Annotated in this window: 14 protein-coding genes; 6 read left to right on the forward strand and 8 right to left on the reverse strand. The window is 68.2% G+C overall.

What is annotated here, in order from left to right:
- Positions 1-80: 80 nt before the first annotated feature.
- The gene (locus tag ACNQQL_RS28520) at positions 81-2,012 is read right to left on the reverse strand and encodes an ATP-binding cassette domain-containing protein (protein ID WP_347067359.1); all 1,932 of its coding nucleotides are present in this window, start codon (positions 2,010-2,012) and stop codon (positions 81-83) included.
- A gap of 136 nt (positions 2,013-2,148) precedes the next feature.
- Here ACNQQL_RS28520 and ACNQQL_RS28525 point away from each other — a divergent pair, with 136 nt between their 5' ends.
- Positions 2,149-2,628, forward strand: coding sequence for a glutathione peroxidase (locus ACNQQL_RS28525; RefSeq protein WP_011549528.1), 480 nt, complete (start codon positions 2,149-2,151; stop codon positions 2,626-2,628).
- A gap of 27 nt (positions 2,629-2,655) precedes the next feature.
- Here ACNQQL_RS28525 and cls read toward each other — a convergent pair whose 3' ends face one another.
- The 6 genes from cls to dapC all read right to left on the reverse strand — a co-directional run bounded on the left by cls (position 2,656) and on the right by dapC (position 9,120).
- Positions 2,656-4,104, reverse strand: coding sequence for a cardiolipin synthase (gene cls, locus ACNQQL_RS28530; protein WP_347067361.1), 1,449 nt, complete (start codon positions 4,102-4,104; stop codon positions 2,656-2,658).
- Positions 4,105-4,211: 107 nt separating this feature from the next.
- Positions 4,212-5,120 (reverse strand): 50S ribosomal protein L3 N(5)-glutamine methyltransferase, encoded by a 909-nt coding sequence (prmB, locus tag ACNQQL_RS28535; protein WP_204423683.1) that lies wholly within the window; start codon positions 5,118-5,120, stop codon positions 4,212-4,214.
- An 11-nt stretch (positions 5,121-5,131) separates the two neighbouring features.
- On the reverse strand, positions 5,132-6,271 hold the full coding sequence (gene dapE / locus ACNQQL_RS28540; RefSeq protein WP_347067364.1) for a succinyl-diaminopimelate desuccinylase: 1,140 nt from the start codon (positions 6,269-6,271) through the stop codon (positions 5,132-5,134).
- Positions 6,272-6,647: 376 nt separating this feature from the next.
- Positions 6,648-7,016, reverse strand: a complete 369-nt coding sequence (locus ACNQQL_RS28545) for an ArsC family reductase (RefSeq protein ID WP_034184733.1) — start codon at positions 7,014-7,016, stop codon at positions 6,648-6,650.
- Complete coding sequence (dapD, locus tag ACNQQL_RS28550) at positions 7,016-7,843, reverse strand: 2,3,4,5-tetrahydropyridine-2,6-dicarboxylate N-succinyltransferase (RefSeq protein ID WP_072437081.1); 828 nt, start codon at positions 7,841-7,843, stop codon at positions 7,016-7,018. Before dapD ends, ACNQQL_RS28545 begins: the two co-directional genes overlap by 1 nt.
- Positions 7,844-7,887: 44 nt before the next feature.
- Positions 7,888-9,120 carry a succinyldiaminopimelate transaminase gene (dapC, locus tag ACNQQL_RS28555; protein WP_347067366.1) on the reverse strand — a complete coding sequence of 411 codons (1,233 nt, stop codon included), beginning with the start codon at positions 9,118-9,120 and terminating at the stop codon, positions 7,888-7,890.
- A 159-nt stretch (positions 9,121-9,279) separates the two neighbouring features.
- Between dapC and ACNQQL_RS28560 the strand changes: the two genes are divergently transcribed.
- From ACNQQL_RS28560 to def, 5 genes are all read left to right on the forward strand, one after another.
- Positions 9,280-10,221, forward strand: a complete 942-nt coding sequence (locus tag ACNQQL_RS28560) for a DMT family transporter (RefSeq protein ID WP_204423682.1) — start codon at positions 9,280-9,282, stop codon at positions 10,219-10,221.
- A gap of 139 nt (positions 10,222-10,360) precedes the next feature.
- Complete coding sequence (gene smc / locus ACNQQL_RS28565) at positions 10,361-13,873, forward strand: chromosome segregation protein SMC (RefSeq protein ID WP_347067369.1); 3,513 nt, start codon at positions 10,361-10,363, stop codon at positions 13,871-13,873.
- A gap of 85 nt (positions 13,874-13,958) precedes the next feature.
- The gene (locus tag ACNQQL_RS28570) at positions 13,959-15,233 is read left to right on the forward strand and encodes a cell division protein ZipA C-terminal FtsZ-binding domain-containing protein (protein WP_175961142.1); all 1,275 of its coding nucleotides are present in this window, start codon (positions 13,959-13,961) and stop codon (positions 15,231-15,233) included.
- Between the two features lie 165 nt (positions 15,234-15,398).
- On the forward strand, positions 15,399-17,474 hold the full coding sequence (ligA, locus tag ACNQQL_RS28575) for an NAD-dependent DNA ligase LigA (protein WP_072437086.1): 2,076 nt from the start codon (positions 15,399-15,401) through the stop codon (positions 17,472-17,474).
- Positions 17,471-18,004: a peptide deformylase gene (gene def / locus ACNQQL_RS28580; protein WP_072437087.1), complete on the forward strand. Its 534-nt coding sequence runs from the start codon at positions 17,471-17,473 to the stop codon at positions 18,002-18,004. The genes ligA and def overlap by 4 nt, the downstream gene beginning before the upstream one ends.
- 118 nt (positions 18,005-18,122) lie before the next feature.
- Here def and ACNQQL_RS28585 read toward each other — a convergent pair.
- A partial coding sequence (locus ACNQQL_RS28585; RefSeq protein ID WP_347067372.1) for a pseudouridine synthase occupies positions 18,123-19,886 on the reverse strand: 1,764 nt, incomplete at its 5' end.

The following is a 19,886-nucleotide window of genomic DNA, read 5'->3' on the forward strand; positions in this document are numbered from 1 at the left end:
CGGGCCCGATGGCTTGTCGAAGAACCGGTGCCGCCAGCGCGCCGGGCCGGCGGCACCGGCCGGCTGCACTGCGGCCGCGTTCAGCCGATCTGTTCGAGCTCTTCGTGCGCGGCGAGCCAGTCGGCCTCGATCGTTTCGAGACGCGTGTTGACGTCGCCGAGCTTGCGGATCGCGTCGGTCAGCTCCGTCTTGCGCGCTGCCTCGTAGCTCGCCGGATCGGCGACGAACGCGTCGAGGCGCGCCTTCTCCGCGTGTAGCGTCTCCATTTCCTTTTCGAGCTTCGTGATGCGCGACTGCAGCGGTTTTTTCAACACCGACAGGCGCTGCCGCTCCTCGGCGGCCTGACGCTTCTGGTCCTTGCGGTTCGTCGCGGCGCCCGCGCCCGACGAGGCCGCGCTGTCGGCCTTCGCGGCCGCGCGCTGCTCGGCCGCATGCTGCAGCAGCCAGTCGCGGTAATCGTCTAGGTCGCCGTCGAACGGCTGCAGCCGGTGCTTCGCGACCAGCATGAACTGGTCGGTCGTCGCGCGCAGCAGGTGGCGGTCGTGCGATACGAGGATCAGCGTGCCTTCGAACTGCGCGAGCGCCATCGTCAGCGCGTGGCGTGTTTCGAGATCGAGGTGGTTCGTCGGTTCGTCGAGCAGCAGCAGGTTCGGCTTCTGCCAGATGATCAGTGCGAGCGCGAGCCGCGCCTTTTCTCCGCCCGAGAACGGGCCGACGGCACTCATCGCCATGTCGCCAGAGAAATTGAACCCGCCGAGGAAGTCGCGCAACTCCTGCTCGCGCGTGTCGGGCGCGAGCCGCGCGAGATGCGCGAGCGGCGAATCGTCCTCGCGCAGCGTCTCGAGCTGATGCTGAGCGAAATAACCGATCGTCAGCCCCTTGCCCTCGCGGACGTCGCCCGACAGCGGTGCGAGCGTGCCGGCCAGCGTCTTGATCAGCGTCGACTTGCCCTGGCCGTTCGCGCCAAGCAGGCCGATGCGCTGCCCGTTCTGGATCGACAGCGCCACGCGTTCGACGATCGGGATGTCCGCGCCGTTGTCGGCATGGTAGCCGCAGCGGACGTCTTCCATCACCATCATCGGGTTCGGTGCGGCGTCGGGCGTGCGGAATTCGAACGTGAACGGCGATGCGATGTGCGCGGGCGCGATCAGCTCCATCTTCTCGAGCGCCTTCATCCGGCTTTGCGCCTGCTTGGCCTTGGTGGCCTTGGCCTTGAAGCGGTCGACGAAGCTCTGCAGGTGCTCGATCGTCTTCTGCTGTTTTTCGTATGCGCTTTGCTGCAGCGCCAGTTGCTGCGCGCGCAGCACTTCGAATTGCGAGTAGTTGCCGCCGTAGCGCTTCACCAGGCGGTTTTCCAGGTGCAGCGTGACGTTGCAGATCGAATCGAGGAATTCGCGGTCGTGCGAGATCACGACGAGCGTGCCGGGGTAGCGGTGCAGCCAGTCTTCGAGCCAGACGATCGCGTCGAGGTCGAGGTGGTTGGTCGGTTCGTCGAGCAGCAGCAGGTCGGAGCGGCACATCAGCGCCTGCGCGAGGTTCAGGCGCATGCGCCAGCCGCCGGAGAAGCTCGCGACGGGCTCGCGTGTCTGGGCGAGCGTGAAACCGAGGCCGAGCAGCAGCGCTTCGGCGCGGGCGGGCGCGGTGTAGCCGTCGGCATCGGCGAAGGCCGCGTGCGCGTCGGCTTCGGCGGCGCCGTCATGCGCGGCGGACGCGGCCGCGATGCGCGCCTCGATCTCGCGCAGCGCGGCGTCGCCATCGAGCGTGTAGTCGAGCGCCGAACGGTCGACCGCGGGCGTTTCCTGCGACACGTGGGCGATCCGCCACGACGGCGGCATCGAGAAATCGCCGGCGTCCGAGTGCAGCTCGCCGCGCAGGACCGCGAACAGCGTCGACTTGCCGGCGCCGTTCGCGCCGATCAGGCCGGCTTTCTCGCCGGGATTGAGCACGAACGAGGTCGACTCGAACAGCGGCTTGGTGCCTCGCGCAAGGCTGAACTGATTGAAACGGATCACGGCGGAAATGACTGGCCAAAACCGCTATTCTAGACTGCGCGCCGCTCTTGCCGGGCATCGGCCGCTCGGCGGATGCCGCAACGGCGCGATTTCGCCTAGACTTCACGTCGATCCGGTTTCGTAAAAGGAGTGCCCGATGTCCACCCTGTATTCGTTCAGCGCAGAGACGCTCGCCGGCGCGCCGGTTTCGCTCGACGCGTATCGCGGCAAGGTGCTGCTGATCGTCAACACCGCGAGCGAGTGCGGTTTCACGCCGCAATACGCGGGCCTGCAGAAACTGTACGACCAGTACGCGGCGCGCGGCTTCTTCGTGCTCGGCTTCCCGTGCAACCAGTTCGGCAAGCAGGAGCCCGGCGACGCCGCGCAGATCGGCGCGTTCTGCGAGCGCAATTACGGCGTCACGTTCCCGATGTTCGCGAAGATCGACGTGAAGGGCGACCATGCGCATCCGCTGTACCGCTACCTGACCGACGAGGCGCCCGGCATTCTCGGCCTCAAGGCGATCAAGTGGAATTTCACGAAATTCCTGATCGACCGCGAAGGGCGCATCGTCAAACGCTACGCGCCGTCGACCAAGCCCGACGAAATCGCCGCGGATATCGACAAGCTGCTGTGACGGCGGGCGCTGCCGTCCTTCCTGCGGCTACAGGATCGGCGCGAACAGCCGCGCGACGTGCATCGCGATCCGCCGCCATGCGGGCGACTGGCGGTATTCGTTCGCGTCGACGCCATACGCCTGCGCGAAGTCGGCATCGAGCATCGTCTCGACCTCGTCGGCGAATGCGCGGTCGACGGTCAGCACCATGATCTCGAAGTTGAGTCGGAACGAGCGGTTGTCGAGATTCGCGCTGCCGATCGCCGCCGCGATGCGGTCGATCAGCACGACCTTCTGGTGCAGGAAGCCGGGCCGGTAGCGGAACACCTTGACGCCCGCGTCGATCAGGTCGCGCGCGTACAGCTTCGACGCCTCGAACACCACGTAGTGATCGCGTCGGCTCGGGATCAGGATGCGCACGTCGACGCCGCGCATCACCGCGAGCTTCAGCGCGCAGAGCACGGCTTCGTCGGGGACGAGGTACGGCGAGGTGATCCAGATCCGCTCGCGCGCGGCATTGATCGCCTCGACGAAGAACAGCGAGCCGGTTTCCTGCTTGTCGGCCGGCCCCATCGGCACCACGAGGCAATGCATGCCGTCGCCGGGCTGCGCGGGCGGCGGCAGCGCGAGCGGCGGCAGCTTCTGCGTCGCCCAGTGCCAGTCTTCGGCGAACACGTACTGGATGCTCGCGACCACGGGGCCGCGGATCTCGATGTGCGTGTCGCGCCACGGCGACAGGCGCGGCTTCGCGCCGAGATATTCGACGCCGACGTTGTGGCCGCCGACGAACGCGCGATTGCCGTCGACGACGACGATCTTGCGATGGTTGCGGAAGTTGAGCTGGAAGCGGTTGACGAACTTGCGATTGGTCGCGAACGGATGGACCTCGACGCCGCCCCGGCGCAGCGTGTCGACGTAGCTGTGCGGCAGGTCGAAGCTGCCGATGCTGTCGTACAGCAGGCAGCAGCGCACGCCGGCCGCCGCACGCGCCAGCAGCGAGTCGAGCAGCATCTGGCCGAGCGCATCGTCGCGCACGATGAAGAACTGGACGATCACATAGTCGCGCGCGCCATCGATCGCCGACAGGATCGCCGAGAACGTCGCGTCGCCGTTCACGAGCGTGCGCACCGAATTGCCACCGAGGAACGGCATGCCGCCGAGCCGCGTGAGTGCGAGCACGGCGGCCTGGCCGAGCGCGGCGGCGGCCGGCCCGTCGGTTGCGTCGGTCGCATCGGCGCTGAGCCACGGCGAGCGCGGTGCGTGCGTGCGCAACAGTTCCAGCTCGTGGCGCCGTGCGTCGACGTAGCCGGAGAACTTGCTGCGGCCGAGGAACAGGTACGGAATGAGCGTCAGGTACGGCATCGCGGCGAGCGAGACGGCCCACGCGATCGCGCCTTGCGACGTGCGCGTGTTCATGATCGCGTGGCATGCCGCGACGATCCCGAGCACGTGGATGGTCAGGATCAGGGTGCCGAGATGTAGCCAGTCGAGGGTCATGGGCGCGTGACGGACTCCTGAGGTCGTGCGGCGCGGCGGCCGCTTACGCGCATCTTACCCAACCGTGCGGCGCAGCGGTGCGCCGCACGGTCAGGGAGCCGGGCGGCTCAGTCCTTGCGCGGCAGGTCCGACGCCTGGATCAGGAACACGGTGTCGTCGCCCGCGCTGGTGGGCAGCCACGTCAGTTCGAGGCCGCCGAACGCGGCTTCGACGTGCTCGCGCTCGTTGCCGATCTCGACGACGAGCACGCCGTCGTCGTGCAGCCAGCGGTGCGCTTCGGCGACGATGCGTCGCACGATGTCCATCCCGTCGTCGCCGCCCGCGAGCGCCATCTCCGGCTCGTGCCGGTATTCGGGCGGCAGCGCGGCCATCGACGACGCGTTCACGTACGGCGGGTTCGTCAGGATCACGTCGTAGCGTGCGCCGGGGTCGGTGCGGAACGCGGGCAGCGGCGCGTAGAGATCGCCGCGGTGCAGCGCGATGCGGTCTTCGAGGCCGTAGTCGCGCACGTTGATCTCCGCGACTTCGAGTGCTTTGTCGGACAGGTCGACCGCATCGATCTCGGCGTTCGGGAACGCGCTCGCCGCGAGGATCGCAAGGCAGCCGGAGCCCGTGCACAGTTCGAGCACCGCGCCGACCTGCTCGGGATCGGCGACATATGGCTGCAGCCCGTCGTCGAGCAGCTCGCCGATGAACGAGCGCGGCACGATCACGCGTTCGTCGACGTAGAAGCGGTGGCCATGCATCCAGGCTTCATGCGTGAGGTATGCGGCCGGCACGCGGTCGGTCGCGCGCCGTTCGATCACGGCGAGCACGGCTGCGATTTCGTCGGGCAGCAGCCGCGCGTCGAGGAACGGCTCGAGCGTGTCGAGCGGCAGGTCGAGCGTATGCAGCACGAGGTAGGCCGCTTCGTCGTACGCATTGTCGGAGCCGTGGCCGAAGGCGAGCTTCGCCTTCGAGAAGCGCGTGACCGCGTAGCGCAGCAGGTCGCGGACAGTGGCAAAAGGTGTCGTCATGCGAGGCTCCATCAGGCGATCAGTTGTTCGAGCACGCGGCGGTACACGTTCTTCAGCGGGTCGACGAAACGCACTTCGATGTGCTCGTCGATCTTGTGGATGCTGCCGTTCGGCGGACCGAACTCGATCACCTGCGGGCAGATGCGCGCGATGAAGCGGCCGTCCGACGTGCCGCCCGTGGTCGACAGTTCGGTCGTGATGCCGGTCTCGGTACGAATCGCGTTTTCCAGCGCATTCGACAGCTCGCCGCGCGGCGTCAGGAACGGCAGGCCGCTCACCGACCACTTCAGCGTGTATTCGAGGCCGTGCCTGTCGAGGATCGCGTGCACGCGCGCCTGCAGGCCCTCGACGGTGCTCGCGGTGGAGAACCGGAAGTTGAACAGCAGGTCGGCATGGCCGGGGATCACGTTGGTCGCGCCGGTGCCCGCGTGCAGGTTCGATACCTGCCAGGTGGTCGGCGGGAAATATTCGTTGCCTTCGTCCCACTGCTCGGCGGCGAGCTCGGCGAGCGCCGGCGCGAGCAGGTGGATCGGGTTCTTCGCGAGGTGCGGATACGCGATGTGGCCCTGCACGCCCTTGACGACCAGCTCGCCCGACATCGACCCGCGGCGGCCGTTCTTGACGACGTCGCCGAGCTCGGCGGTCGACGTCGGCTCGCCGACGATGCAGTAGTCGACGCGTTCGCCGCGCGCCTGCAGCAGTTCGACGACCTTCACGGTGCCGTCGGTGGCCGGGCCTTCCTCGTCGCTCGTGATCAGGAATGCGATCGCGCCGCGGTGGCCGGGATGGGCCGCGACGAATTCCTCGGACGCGACGACGAACGCCGCGAGCGACGTCTTCATGTCGGCCGCGCCGCGGCCGTACAGCTTGCCGTCGCGATGGGCGGGGATGAACGGCGGCGAGGTCCACTGCTCGAGCGGGCCGGTCGGCACGACGTCGGTGTGGCCCGCGAACGCGAGCAGCTTGCCGTCGCGGCCGTCGGCGCCGCGCTTGACGGCCCACAGGTTGGTCACGCCGTGCGACGCGATGGTCTCGCATTCGAAGCCGAGCGCGGCGAGGCGCCCGGTCATGATCTGCTGGCAATGCTGGTCGTCGGGCGTCACGGACGCGCGGGCGATCAACTGTTCGGTAAGGGCTAGGGTGGCGGACATGGTTCGGACCACTTTCGATAAAAAATGCCGGCGCGGTGGCCGGCAGCGACATGACGTCGGGCCAGGGCCTGTTCACGCTAATAACGGGCTTGCGCAGGCCCCCGGAAGGGCCGAGCGCAAGGATCGCGACGAAGCGAATACTCGACGTATTCGCGAGGAGCATGACGCGGCGATCGGCCCTTCTGGGGGCCAGCCCCACGAATGATTTTTTCCAAACAGGGGAACGTGCCTTGCCGGCCGCATTGCGGCGTCGCGCGTCGCTTGTTTGGCTCGGCCAAACGGCGCTCCTTGCTTCTTGCACTGCAGCCGGCAAGGCACGTTCGCAAGCCCGTTATTAGCGTGAACAGGCCCTTCTACAGGCGCAGCGCGGGCGGCCCTATGCGGCAAACAGCGCCGCGTATTGATCGGCCGCGAAGCCGAGCGATTTCACGCGACCGTTGACGACGAGCACGGGGCGCTTGATGACCGACGGCTTGTGGATCATCAGCGCGACCGCGCCGGTCTTCGTTTCGGCGGCCGCCTTCATCGCGTCGTCCAGGCCGCGCCACGTGGTGCCGCGCTTGTTCACGAGCGCGTCGAGCGACACGTCCTTCAGCCAGTCTTCAACCAGCGGCGCGCTGACGCCGAGCTTCTTGAAATCGTGGAACTCGAATTCGACGCCGTGATCGTCGAGCCACACGCGGGCCTTCTTCACGGTGTCGCAGTTCGGAATGCCGTAGACGACCACGGTGTGCGGCTTCGCCATCAGTCGCCTCGCAGCAGCTCGTTCAGGCCGACCTTCGCGCGGGTCTTCGCGTCGACCTTCTTGACGATCACCGCGCAGTACAGGCTGTGCGAACCGTCCTTCGACGGCAGGTTGCCGGCGACCACGACCGAGCCGGCCGGGATGCGGCCGTAGCTGACTTCGCCCGTTTCGCGGTCGTAGATCTTCGTGCTCTGGCCAAGATACACGCCCATCGAGATCACCGAGTTTTCCTCGACGATCACGCCTTCGACGACTTCCGAGCGCGCGCCGATGAAGCAGTTGTCCTCGATGATGACGGGGTTCGCCTGCAGCGGCTCGAGCACGCCGCCGATGCCGACGCCGCCCGACAGGTGCACGTTCTTGCCGATCTGCGCGCACGAACCGACCGTGGCCCACGTGTCGACCATCGTGCCTTCGTCGACGTAGGCGCCGATGTTCGTGTACGACGGCATCAGCACGACGTTCTTCGCGATGAACGAGCCGCGGCGCGCGATGGCCGGCGGGACGACGCGGAAGCCGCCCGCGGCGAAGTCTTCGGCCGTGTAGTTCGCGAACTTCGACGGCACCTTGTCGTAGAACTGCGAGTAGCCGCCGGCCGCCATCGGTGCGTTGTCTTCCAGGCGGAACGACAGCAGCACGGCCTTCTTCAGCCACTGATGCACGGTCCAGTTGCCGTCGATTTTCTCGGCGACGCGCAGCGCACCCTTGTCGAGTTGCTCGATCGCGTGAGCGACGGCCTCGCGGACTTCCGCGGGCGCGGCCTTCGGCGACAGCTCGGCGCGGTTTTCCCAGGCGGTATCGATGATTTGCTGAAGTTGTTGCGACATGTTCGTTTTCGCAGGAGATGGATGGAATTGATCGGGATGGACGATTACCGCGCGAGAGAACGGCAGAAATCGACGATGCGTTGCGCGCCCTCGACGCATTCGGGGGTGCCCGCGACGAGCGCGATCCGGATGAAATCGCGGCCCGGGTTCGACCCGTGCGCATCGCGCGCCAGGTACGAGCCGGGCAGAACCGTCACATTATAGTCGGCGTACAGGCGGCGGGCGAACTCGGTGTCCGACAGCCCGGTGCGCGACACGTCGGCCCACAGGTAGAACGCGGCGTCGGGCAGTTTCACGTCAATCACGTCGGCGAGCATCGGCGTGACCGTATTGAACTTCTGCAGGTACAGCGCGCGGTTCTCGCGCACGTGCGCCTCGTCGTTCCACGCGGCGATGCTGGCGTGCTGCCAGACCGGCGACAGCGCCGCGCCGTGGTACGTGCGGTACAGCAGGAATTTCTTCAGCAGTGCCGCGTCGCCGGCGACGAAGCCCGAGCGCATGCCCGGCACGTTCGAGCGCTTCGACAGGCTCGACAGCATCACGAGCCGCTCGAAGCCGCGGCCGAGGCGGTGCGCGGCCTCGAGGCCGCCGAGCGGCGGCGTCGCTTCGTCGAAATAGATTTCCGAATAGCACTCGTCCGACGCGATCACGAAACCGTGGCGGTCGGACAGCGCGAACAGCTCGCGCCAGTCGTCGAGCGTCAGCACGGCGCCCGTCGGGTTGCCCGGCGAGCACACGTACAGCAGCTGCGTGCGCGCCCAGACGTCGTCGGGCACGGCCGCGTAGTCGCACGCGAAGTTGCGGGCCGGGTCGCTGTTCGCGAAATAGGGTTCGGCACCGGCCAGCAGCGCCGCGCCTTCGTAAATTTGATAGAAGGGATTCGGACAGAGTACGATCGCCTTCTCGCCCTGCCCGGACGGGCGCGCGTCGATCACGGTCTGCGCGAGCGAGAACAGCGCCTCGCGCGACCCCGACACGGGCAGCACCTGCGTGGCCGGATCGATCGCCGGCAGCCCGTAGCGGCGCTCGAGCCAATGCGCGATCGATGTGCGCAGCGCGTCCGAGCCGGCCGTGGCCGGGTACGACGCAAGGCCGTCGAGCGCGGCCACGACGGCGTCGCGGATCAGCGCCGGGGTCGGGTGCTTGGGCTCGCCGATGCCGAAGCTGATCGGTTTGAGGTCGCCGGAGGGCGTCACGTCCTTGAACAGGGCGCGCAGCTTTTCGAAGGGATAGGGCTGGAGCGAGTCGAGTCGAGGGTTCACGGGCGAAGCGGCCATCGCGGCCGGTTGGAGCGAAAGAAGCGGCGGGCGTGCCGCGCGGCTGCGAACGGGCGCCGACGGCGCGCGGGTCGCAACGGACGATTATAGCGTGACGGAATGCGGTCACGGCCCGTCGGAACGGCGGCCGGGCCGGTCGAATAAAGGGTATCGAACCAAATGAATAACGCGGTACGCGGCAGCTTGCCGACGCTGGCCATCCTGATCGGCGCGTCAGTATGGGGCCTGATCTGGTATCCGTTGCGGATCCTCGCGTCGCTCGGCGTGACGGGCACGCTGGCGAGCGCGCTGACGAGCCTCGTCGCGTTCCTGTTCGTGATCGTCACACGGCACCGCACGATCGCGACGCTGCGCTGGCACTGGGTGCTGCCGGGCATCGCGGTGACGGCCGGCGTGACGAACCTCGGTTTCGTATGGGGCACGATCCACGGCGAGGTGCTGCGCGTGATGCTGCTGTTCTACCTGACCCCCGCATGGACCGCGATCTACGCGCACTTCCTGCTGCGCGAGCGGCTGACCTGGGCCGGCGCGGGGCTGGCGGCGCTGTCGATCGGCGGTGCGATGCTGATGCTGTGGTCGCCGACGCTCGGCTTGCCGCTGCCGGCCAACCCGGCCGAATGGGCCGGTCTCGCGGCCGGGCTGAGTTTCGCGATGAGCAACGTGCTCGTGATCAAGGCGAGCCGCGAGCTGCCCGGGATGCGCGCGGAGATGCGCACCGCGACGCTGTTCGGCGGCGCGGCGGTATTCGGCGCGATCGCGTCGCTGTTCGAAGGGTTGCCGGCCGTGCCGGCGGGCGGCCAGCTCGGCGTCGCCGCGCTGATCGTCGCCGCGATCGGCGTGACGATGGCGGCGAACAACCTGCTCGTGCAATACGGCCTCGCGCGCGTGCCGGCGAACCGCGCGTCGATCATCATGCTGTTCGAGATCGTGATCACCGCGCTGTCGGCGTGGGTGTTCGCGAACGAGCTGCCGACCGCGCGCGAGTGGGCGGGCGGCGTGTGCATCGTGCTGGCGACGCTGCTGTCGAGCCGGGTCCATCGTGCCGCGCCGGCACCGGGCAAACCCGGCGACGGTCGGGACGGCGCACGCGCGATGGTATGATGGAAGCCGTTTGCGGGGCCCAACGCTGTATGCGCGCGGCCCCGCTTTTGAATTCCGGGGCGCGTCGCGCGCATGGGCCGTCCGGCCCCGCGCAGCGCGGCCCCGTCCGTTTCACACCTTCTTCACATCCGATACTGCCGTGCGTCTGAGCTCGATCAAACTCGCTGGCTTCAAATCCTTCGTCGATCCCACGCATTTCCAGGTTCCGGGCCAGCTTGTCGGCGTGGTGGGCCCGAACGGGTGCGGCAAGTCCAACATCATCGACGCCGTGCGCTGGGTGCTCGGCGAGTCGCGCGCGTCCGAGCTGCGCGGCGAATCGATGCAGGACGTGATCTTCAACGGCTCGACCGCCCGCAAGCCCGGCAGCCGGGCAAGCGTCGAGCTGATCTTCGACAACTCCGACGGCCGCGCGGCCGGGCAGTGGGGCCAATACGGCGAAATCGCCGTGAAGCGCGTGCTGACGCGCGACGGCACGTCGAGCTACTACATCAACAACCTGCCGGCGCGCCGCCGCGACATCCAGGACATCTTCCTCGGCACCGGCCTCGGGCCGCGTGCCTACGCGATCATCGGGCAGGGCATGATCGCGCGGATCATCGAGGCGAAGCCGGAAGAGCTGCGCGTGTTCCTCGAGGAAGCCGCGGGCGTGTCGAAGTACAAGGAGCGCCGCCGCGAAACCGAGAACCGCCTGCACGACACGCGCGAGAACCTGACGCGCGTCGAGGACATCGTCCGCGAGCTCGGCGCGAACCTCGAGAAGCTCGAGGCGCAGGCCGTCGTCGCGACCAAGTACAAGGAACTCGTCGCCGACGGCGAGGAGAAGCAGCGCCTGTTGTGGCTGCTGCGCAAGAACGAGGCCGCCGGCGAGCAGCAGAAGCAGCAGCGCGCGATCGAACAGGCGCAGATCGACCTCGAGGCGCAGACGGCCAGGCTGCGCGAGGTCGAGTCGCAGCTCGAGACACTGCGCGTCGCGCATTACTCGGCGAGCGATGCGATGCAGGGCGCGCAGGGCGCGCTTTACGAAGCGAATGCCGAGGTGAGCCGCCTCGAAGCAGAGATCAAGTTCATCGTCGAATCGCGCAATCGCGTGCAGGCGCAGATCGCGGCGCTGAACGCGCAGCGCGAGCAATGGCGCGCGCAGGCCGAGAAGTCGCAGGACGATCTCGAGGAAGCCGAAGAGGCGCGCGCGATGGCCGACGAGAAGGCCGCGCTCGCCGAGGACAACGCAGCCGCGAAGCACGACGCGCTGCCGGCGCTCGAGGCGAAGTGGCGCGACGCGCAGGCGCAGCTCAACGACGAGCGCGCGCGGATCGCGCAGACCGAACAGTCGCTGAAGCTCGAAGCCGCGCACCAGCGCAACGCCGACCAGCAGCTCCAGCAGCTTCAGCAGCGCCATGAGCGCCTGAAGAGCGAAGCGGGCGGGCTCGATGCGCCTGACGAGGCGCAGCTCGAAGAGCTGCGCATGCAGCTTGCGGAGCAGGAAGAAATCCTCGCCGAAGCGCAGGCGCGTCTCGCCGACGCGCAGGAAACGGTGCCGCGCCTCGACGGCGAACGCCGTGCCGCGCAGGAGCGCGTGCAGGCCGAAGGCGCGCAGATCCACCAGCTCGAGGCGCGCCTCGCCGCACTGAAGCAGCTTCAGGAAAACGTGCAGACCGAAGGCAAGGTGCAGCCGTGGCTCGACAAGCACGAGCTCAGCGCGCTGCCGCGCCTGTGGAAGAAACTGCACGTCGAGGCGGGCTGGGAAGCGGCGCTCGAAGCCGTGCTGCGCGAGCGCCTCGCCGCGCTCGAAGTGTCGAATCTCGACTGGGTGAAGGCGTTCGCGACCGATGCACCGCCCGCGAAGCTCGCGTTCTACGCGCCGCCCGCGACCGGTGAGCCGCCCGCGGCGGTGGCCGGGCTGCGTCCGGTGCTGTCGCTCGTGCGCATCGACGACGCGGGCATTCGCGCGGTGCTGAACGACTGGCTCGGCAACGTCTATGTCGCCGACGACGTCGCGCAGGCGCTTGCGACGCGCACGCAACTGCCGGCAGGCGGTGCATTCGTCGTCAAGGCCGGCCATATCGTCACGCGCGTCGGCGTGCAGTTGTACGCAGCCGATTCGGAGCAGGCCGGGATGCTGGCCCGCCAGCAGGAAATCGAGAACCTGACGCGCCAGGTGCGTGCGCAGGCACTGCTCGCCGACGAGGCGCGCACGGCCGCCGTGCGCGCGGAAGCCGCGCATACGCAGGCCACGCAGGCGCTCGGCGACGTGCGCGCGCAGGCCGAGCGTGCGACGCAGCGTGTGCATGCGCTGCAGATGGACGTATTGAAGCTCGCGCAGGCACACGAGCGCTATACGCAGCGCAGCACGCAGATCCGCGAGGAACTCGAGGAAATCGGTGCGCAGATCGAAGAACAGCGCGCGCTGCGCGCGGAGTCGGAAGCGAATTTCGAACGCTTCGACGGCGAACTCGCGGAGCTGCAGGCACGCTTCGAGGACAACCAGCTCGCGTTCGAATCGCTCGACGAATCGCTGACGCAGGCGCGTCAGGAGGCGCGTGACCTGGAGCGCGGCGCGAACGACGCGCGCTTCGCCGCACGCAACGCGGTGACCCGGATCGACGAGCTCAAGCGCAGCATCCAGGTTGCGCACGAGCAGAGCGAGCGTGTCGCCGCGTCGCTGGAAGACGCGCGTGCCGAACTCGAGACGATCAACGAGCAGACCGCGCACACGGGCCTGCAGGACGCGCTCGAGATTCGCGCGGTGAAGGAGGAAGCGCTGCAGGCCGCGCGGATCGAGCTCGACGACCTGACCGCGAAGCTGCGCGCGTCGGACGAGCAGCGTCTCGTCACCGAGCGTTCGCTGCAGCCGCTGCGCGACCGCATCACCGAGCTGCAGCTGAAGGAGCAGGCCGCGCGCCTGTCCGTCGAGCAGTTCGCCGAGCAGCTCGCGACGGCCGAGGTCGACGAGGCCGCGCTGAGCGAGAAGCTGACGCCGGATCTGAAACCGTCGTACCTTCAGGGCGAGGTCACCCGGCTCAACAATGCGATCAATGCACTCGGCCCGGTGAACATGGCCGCGCTCGACGAGCTGAAGGCCGCGAGCGAGCGCAAGGTGTTCCTCGACGCGCAGTCGGCCGACCTGATCGACGCAATCACGACGCTCGAGGACGCGATCCACAAGATCGACCAGGAAACCCGCACGCTGCTGCAGGGTACCTTCGACGAGGTCAACCGCCATTTCAGCGACCTGTTCCCGCGCCTGTTCGGCGGCGGCCAGGCGAAGCTGATCATGACGGGCGACGAGATCCTCGATGCCGGCGTGCAGGTGATGGCGCAGCCGCCCGGCAAGAAGAACGCGACGATTCACCTGCTGTCGGGCGGCGAAAAAGCGCTGACCGCGACCGCGCTGGTGTTCGCGATGTTCCAGCTGAACCCGGCGCCGTTCTGTCTGCTCGACGAGGTCGACGCGCCGCTCGACGACGCGAACACCGAACGTTTCGCGAATCTCGTACGCGCGATGTCCGACAAGACGCAGTTCCTGTTCATCTCGCACAACAAGATCGCGATGGAGATGGCGCAGCAACTGATCGGCGTGACGATGCAGGAGCAGGGCGTGTCGCGGATCGTTGCGGTGGACATGGAAACCGCGGCGGGTTTTGCCCAGAATTGACGTTTGACGAAACCGGATCGCGTTCGCGCGGCGCATGGGCGCCCGTTCGCGATCCCGACGAAAAAGAATTGCTGATGGAGCGTGCATGGACGAGTTGACACTCGGTTTGATCGGCGCGGGCGCCGTCGTGGTGGGCGGCGTCGTGGTCTACAACGCATGGCAGGGCGCGAAGGTGCGGCGCAGGATGCCGCGCCCGATGCCGGAGGAAGCGGCCGAGGCGATGAACCGCCCCGAGCGCGACGAAGAGTTGCCGTTCATCGAACCGGTGCGCCAGCCGGCGCGCCGCGAGCCCGCGGCACCGGTCGCCGCGGCTGCCGCGCCGGCCGAAGCCGCGCGCGTCGAGCCGACGTTCGGAGGTGCGGCGCCAGCGGACATGCCGGCCGATCTGCAGGCCGAGGCGACCGGCGCCGACCTGTCGCCCGAGTCGGCCGAACCGGCCGCCGGTGAAGAAGCGGTGCCTGCCGCCGCGCACGAACCGGCCGCCGAACCGGCCGAATCGTCCGAACCCGTGCTGCCGGCCGCGACGACGATCTCGTCGACGCCGCCCGCGATCGTCGACCGCCGGATCGACTGCATCGTGCCGATCCGCCTCGCCGGGCCGCTGCCGGGCGACAAGATCCTGCCGGCCGCGCAGCGGCTGCGCCGTGCGGGCAGCAAGCCCGTGCACATCGAAGGCAAGCCGGAAGGCGGCCAGTGGGAGCTGCTGCAGAACGGCGTGCGCTACGAAGAACTGCGCGCGGCCGCGCAGCTCGCGAACCGCAGCGGCGCGCTGAACGAGCTCGAATTCTCCGAATTCGTGACGGGCGTCCAGCAGTTCGCCGACACGATCGACGGCGCACCGGAATTCCCGGACATGATGGAGACGGTGGCGATGGCGCGCGAACTCGACGCCTTTGCCGCGCAGTGCGACGCGCAACTGTCGATCAACGTGATGTCGGACGGCGCGCCGTGGTCGGCGAACTACGTGCAGGCGGTCGCATCGCAGGACGGGCTGCTGCTGTCGCGCGACGGCACGCGTTTCGTGAAGCTCGACGCGAAGCAGAACCCCGTGTTCATGCTGCAGTTCGGCGACACGAACTTCCTGCGCGACGACCTCACGTACAAGGGCGGCAACATGATCACGCTGGTGCTCGACGTGCCGGTTGCCGAAGAGGACATCCTGCCGTTCCGGCTGATGTGCGATTACGCGAAGTCGCTGTCCGAGCGGATCGGCGCGCGGGTCGTCGACGATTCGCGCCGGCCGCTGCCGGAGTCGACGCTGCTGGCGATCGAGCAGCAGTTGATGAAGCTGTACGCGAAGCTCGAGGAAGCTGGCATTCCGGCCGGTTCGCCGGTCACGCGCCGCCTCTTCAGCCAGTAACGCGATGGTGCGGACGGCGGGCTTCGGCGCCGTCGTCCGCCGTGGCAGCGCAGGCTTTTCGTGTGCGCTGCAGCACGCTGATCCGGCGCGCATTGCACGCCCCGCCGCGGCGTCAAACTGAGATAATCGGGCATCCGATTTTCTCAGAACGAATCTGCCGCCAGCATGGCCCGAACCCAAGCCGAACCGCCAGCCAGCCAGCCCGACGCGCGCGCCGCATGGCTGCGCGACCAACTCGAGCGGGCGAACTACGCCTATTACGTACTCGACCAGCCGGATCTGCCCGACGCCGAATACGATCGGCTGTTCCGCGAACTGCAGCAGCTCGAAACCGACCATCCCGAACTCGTGACGCCCGATTCGCCGACGCAGCGCGTCGGCGGCGAAGCGGCCGGCGGCTTCACGCCGGTCGTCCACGACGCGCCGATGCTGTCGCTGAACAACGGCTTCGCCGACGAGGACATCGTCGCGTTCGACAAGCGCGTCGCCGATGCGCTCGACAAGACGACCGATCTCGCCGGCTCGGTGACGGAGCCCGTCGAATACGCGTGCGAGCTGAAGTTCGACGGCCTCGCGATCTCGCTGCGCTACGAGCGCGGCGTGTTCGTGCAGGCGTCGACGCGCGGCGACGGCACGACGGGCGAGGACGTGACCGAAAACGTGCGCACGATCCGCTCGATCCCGTTGAAGCTGAAGGGCGCGAACGTGCCGGCGGTGCTCGACGTGCGCGGCGAGGTGCTGATGTTCAAGCGCGATTTCGCACGCCTGAACGAACGCCAGCGTGCGGCCGAGCAGCGCGAATTCGCGAACCCGCGCAATGCGGCGGCCGGCAGCCTGCGCCAGCTCGACTCGAAGATCACCGCGCAGCGTCCGCTGTCGTTCTTCTCGTACGGCATCGGCGTGCTCGACGGGATGCCGATGCCCGACACGCACAGCGCGCTGCTCGACTGGTACGAAGCGCTCGGCCTGCCCGTGAATCGCGAACGCGCGGTCGTGCACGGCGCCGACGGATTGCTCGGCTTCTTCCGCAAGATCGGCGAGAAGCGCGAGTCGCTGCCGTACGACATCGACGGCGTCGTCTACAAGGTCAACCGGCGCGACGAGCAGGAGCGCCTCGGCTTCGTGTCGCGCGCGCCGCGCTTCGCGCTCGCGCACAAGTTCCCCGCACAGGAAGCGCTGACGAAGCTCGTCGCGATCGACGTGCAGGTCGGCCGCACGGGCGCGATCACGCCGGTCGCGCGCCTCGAGCCGGTGTTCGTCGGCGGTGCGACCGTGACCAACGCGACGCTGCACAACGAGGACGAGGTACGTCGCAAGGACATCCGGATCGGCGATACCGTGATCGTGCGACGCGCGGGCGACGTGATTCCCGAAGTGGTCGGCGCGCTGCTCGACCGGCGCCCGGACGATGCGGCCGAATTCGTGATGCCGACCGAATGCCCTGTGTGCGGCTCGAAGATCGAGCGCCTGCCGGACGAGGCGATCGCGCGCTGCACGGGCGGCCTGTTCTGCCCGGCACAGCGCAAGCAGGCGCTGTGGCACTTCGCGCAGCGCCGCGCGCTCGACATCGACGGGCTCGGCGAGAAGATCATCGACCAACTCGTCGAGCTGAATCTCGTGCGCACGCCAGCCGACCTGTTCAATCTCGGTTTCGCGACGCTCGCCGAGCTCGACCGGTTCGCCGAGAAGTCCGCACAGAATTTGCTCGACTCGCTCGAGAAGGCGAAGCACACGACGCTCGCGCGCTTCATCTACGGGCTCGGCATCCGCCATGTCGGCGAATCGACCGCGAAGGATCTCGCGAAGCATTTCGGCTCGCTGACGCCGATCATGGATGCATCGATCGACGAACTGCTCGAAGTCAACGACGTCGGGCCGATCGTCGCCGAGTCGCTGCACCAGTTCTTCGCGGAAGAGCATAACCGGACCGTGATCGAACAGTTGCGCGCGCCGGGCAAGGTAACCTGGCCTGAAGGGCCGCCCGCGCCGAAGGCGCCGCAGGGCGTGCTGGCCGGCAAGACCGTCGTGCTGACGGGCACGCTGCCGACGCTCACGCGCGATGCGGCGAAGGAGATGCTCGAAGCGGCGGGCGCGAAAGTTGCGGGCTCGGTATCGAAGAAGACGGATTACGTGGTCGCGGGCGCCGAAGCCGGCAGCAAGCTCGCGAAGGCCGAGGAACTCGGCATCCCCGTGCTGGACGAAGACGGACTGCACCAACTCCTGGAGGGCAATACGCCATGATTCGCGAGATCCTGAAGATGGGCGATCCGCGCCTGCTCGAAATCGCCAAACCGGTCGAGCGGTTCGATACACCCGAGCTGCACGAGATCGTCGCGGACATGTTCGAGACGATGCACCATGCGAACGGCGCCGGGCTGGCCGCGCCGCAGATCGGCATCGGGCTGCAGCTCATCATCTTCGGCTTCGGCAACAACAACCGCTACCCGGATGCGCCGCCGGTGCCCGAGACCGTGCTGATCAACCCGAAGATCGAGTACATGCCGCCGGACATGGAAGAGGGCTGGGAAGGCTGCCTGTCGGTGCCGGGCATGCGCGGTGTCGTCAGCCGCTACGCGAAGGTGCGCTACAGCGGCTTCGACCAGTTCGGCGCGAAGATCGAGCGCGTCGCCGACGGTTTTCACGCGCGCGTGGTCCAGCATGAATACGACCACCTGATCGGCAAGCTGTATCCGATGCGGATCACCGACTTCACGCGCTTCGGCTTCACCGAGGTGCTGTTCCCGGGGCTCGATCCGGCGGAAGACGACTAACCGGCATGCGGGGCGGCCGGCCGGCGTGCTGCCGGCACTCGTTTCGCGATGTTCGACGGCAACAAAAAACCCGCTTGCGCGGGTTTTTTGTTGCGTGGCGCACGTCGCGTGCCCGCTGTCAGAACGTCTCGTCGGCCGACAGATAGCGCCATTGCCCCTGCGGCAGCGCGCCGAGCATCACGCGGCCCATCCGCACGCGCTTGAGGCCGACTACGTCGAGACCGACCAGTTCGCACATGCGGCGGATCTGGCGCTTCTTGCCTTCGCGCAGCACGAAACGCAGCTGCTCGCCGTTCTGCCAGCTCACCATTGCGGGCTTCAATGCGACGCCGTCGAGCTCGAGGCCGTGGCGCAGCTTCGCGAGCGATTCCGCGGGGAAGTGCTGGTCGATGTCGATGAGCCGTTCGCCGAAGCGCACGCGCACCAGGTACTCCTTGTCGATGTCCGACTGCTCGCCGATCAGCTGCTTCGCGATCCGGCCGTTCTGCGTCAGCACGAGCAGGCCGGTGGAATCGATGTCGAGCCGGCCGGCCGGTGCGAGCGCGTGCAGGTGCTGCGGCGAGAAGCGCAGCGGCGAATGGTCGCCGCTCCAGTGGTTCCCGCGCGTGATCAGCACGGCCGCGGGCTCGTAGCCGTCTTCCGCCTGACCCGATACATAGCCGACCGGCTTGTGCAGCAGGATCGTCACCTGCGCGGCCTGCGCGGCGCTTGCGCGCTCGTCGATCTCGATCTTCTGGTCGGCGCGCACCTTGGTGCCGAGCGTGTCGATGCGTTCGCCGTCGACGAGCACCCAGCCTTTTTCGATCCACTCGTCGGCTTCGCGGCGCGAGCACATGCCGAGCTCGGACATCCGCTTCGACAGGCGCATCAGGCCCGTTTCATCACCGTAATCGGTGTCGGCAGCCTGGCGCTTGACGGGTTGCGCGGTCTTCAGGCCCGCGCCGGACGTGCGGCGCTCGCCATCGCGTGCGGGGCGAGCCGGTCGGTCGCCGAAGCTGCGTTTCGCGCCTTCGCCGGCTGCCTTGTCGCGATAGGGCGTGCGCTTGGCGTCGTCAGCGCCTGCGCGGCGCGGCCGTGCATCGTCGTCGCTGCGACGGGCAGGGCGATCGGACGACGTACGGCGGTCGCCGAAGCTGCGCTTCGCGCCTTCGCCGGCTGCCTTGTCGCGATAGGGCGTGCGCTTGGCGTCGTCGGCGCCTGCGCGGCGCGGCCGTGCATCGTCGTCGCTGCGACGGGGCGGGCGGTCGGACGACGTACGGCGGTCATCGAAGCTGCGTTTCGCACCTTCGCCGGCTGCCTTGTCGCGATAGGGTGCGCGTGCACCGCTTTCGGCACCTGCGCGGCGCGGCCGTGCGTCGTCGTCGCCGCGACGGGGCGGGCGGTCCGAAGGCGGACGGCGGTCGCCGAAGCTGCGCTTCACGCCTTCGCCGGCTGCCTTGTCGCGATAGGGTGCACGCGCGCCACCTTCGGCGCCTGCGCGGCGCGGCCGTGTATCGTCGTCGCCGCGACGGGCCGGGCGGTCCGAAGGCGGACGGCGGTCGCCGAAGCTGCGTTTCGCGCCTTCGCCAGCCGCCTTGTCGCGATAGGGCGTGCGCTTGCCGTCGTCAGCGCCTGCGCGGCGCGGCCGTGCATCATCGTCGCTGCGACGGGGCGGGCGGTCTGACGACGAGCGACGGTCGTCGAAACTGCGCTTGGCGCCTGCGCCGGTTGCGTTGTCACGATAGGGCGCGCGCGCGCCGCCTTCGGCACCCGCGCGGCGAGGCCGCGCATCGGCGTCGCTACGTCGCGACGGGCGCGAGTCGGGCTTGCCGTCAGCGCTGCGATAGCCGCGATCGGCGCCGCCGTCGCGCGGCGCACGCTTGGCCGTTGCGCGATCCGCGCC

It is taken from the genome of Burkholderia sp. LFS061 (assembly GCF_047978125.1).
In the GTDB taxonomy this organism is placed as follows: Bacteria; Pseudomonadota; Gammaproteobacteria; order Burkholderiales; family Burkholderiaceae; genus Burkholderia; species Burkholderia pyrrocinia_C.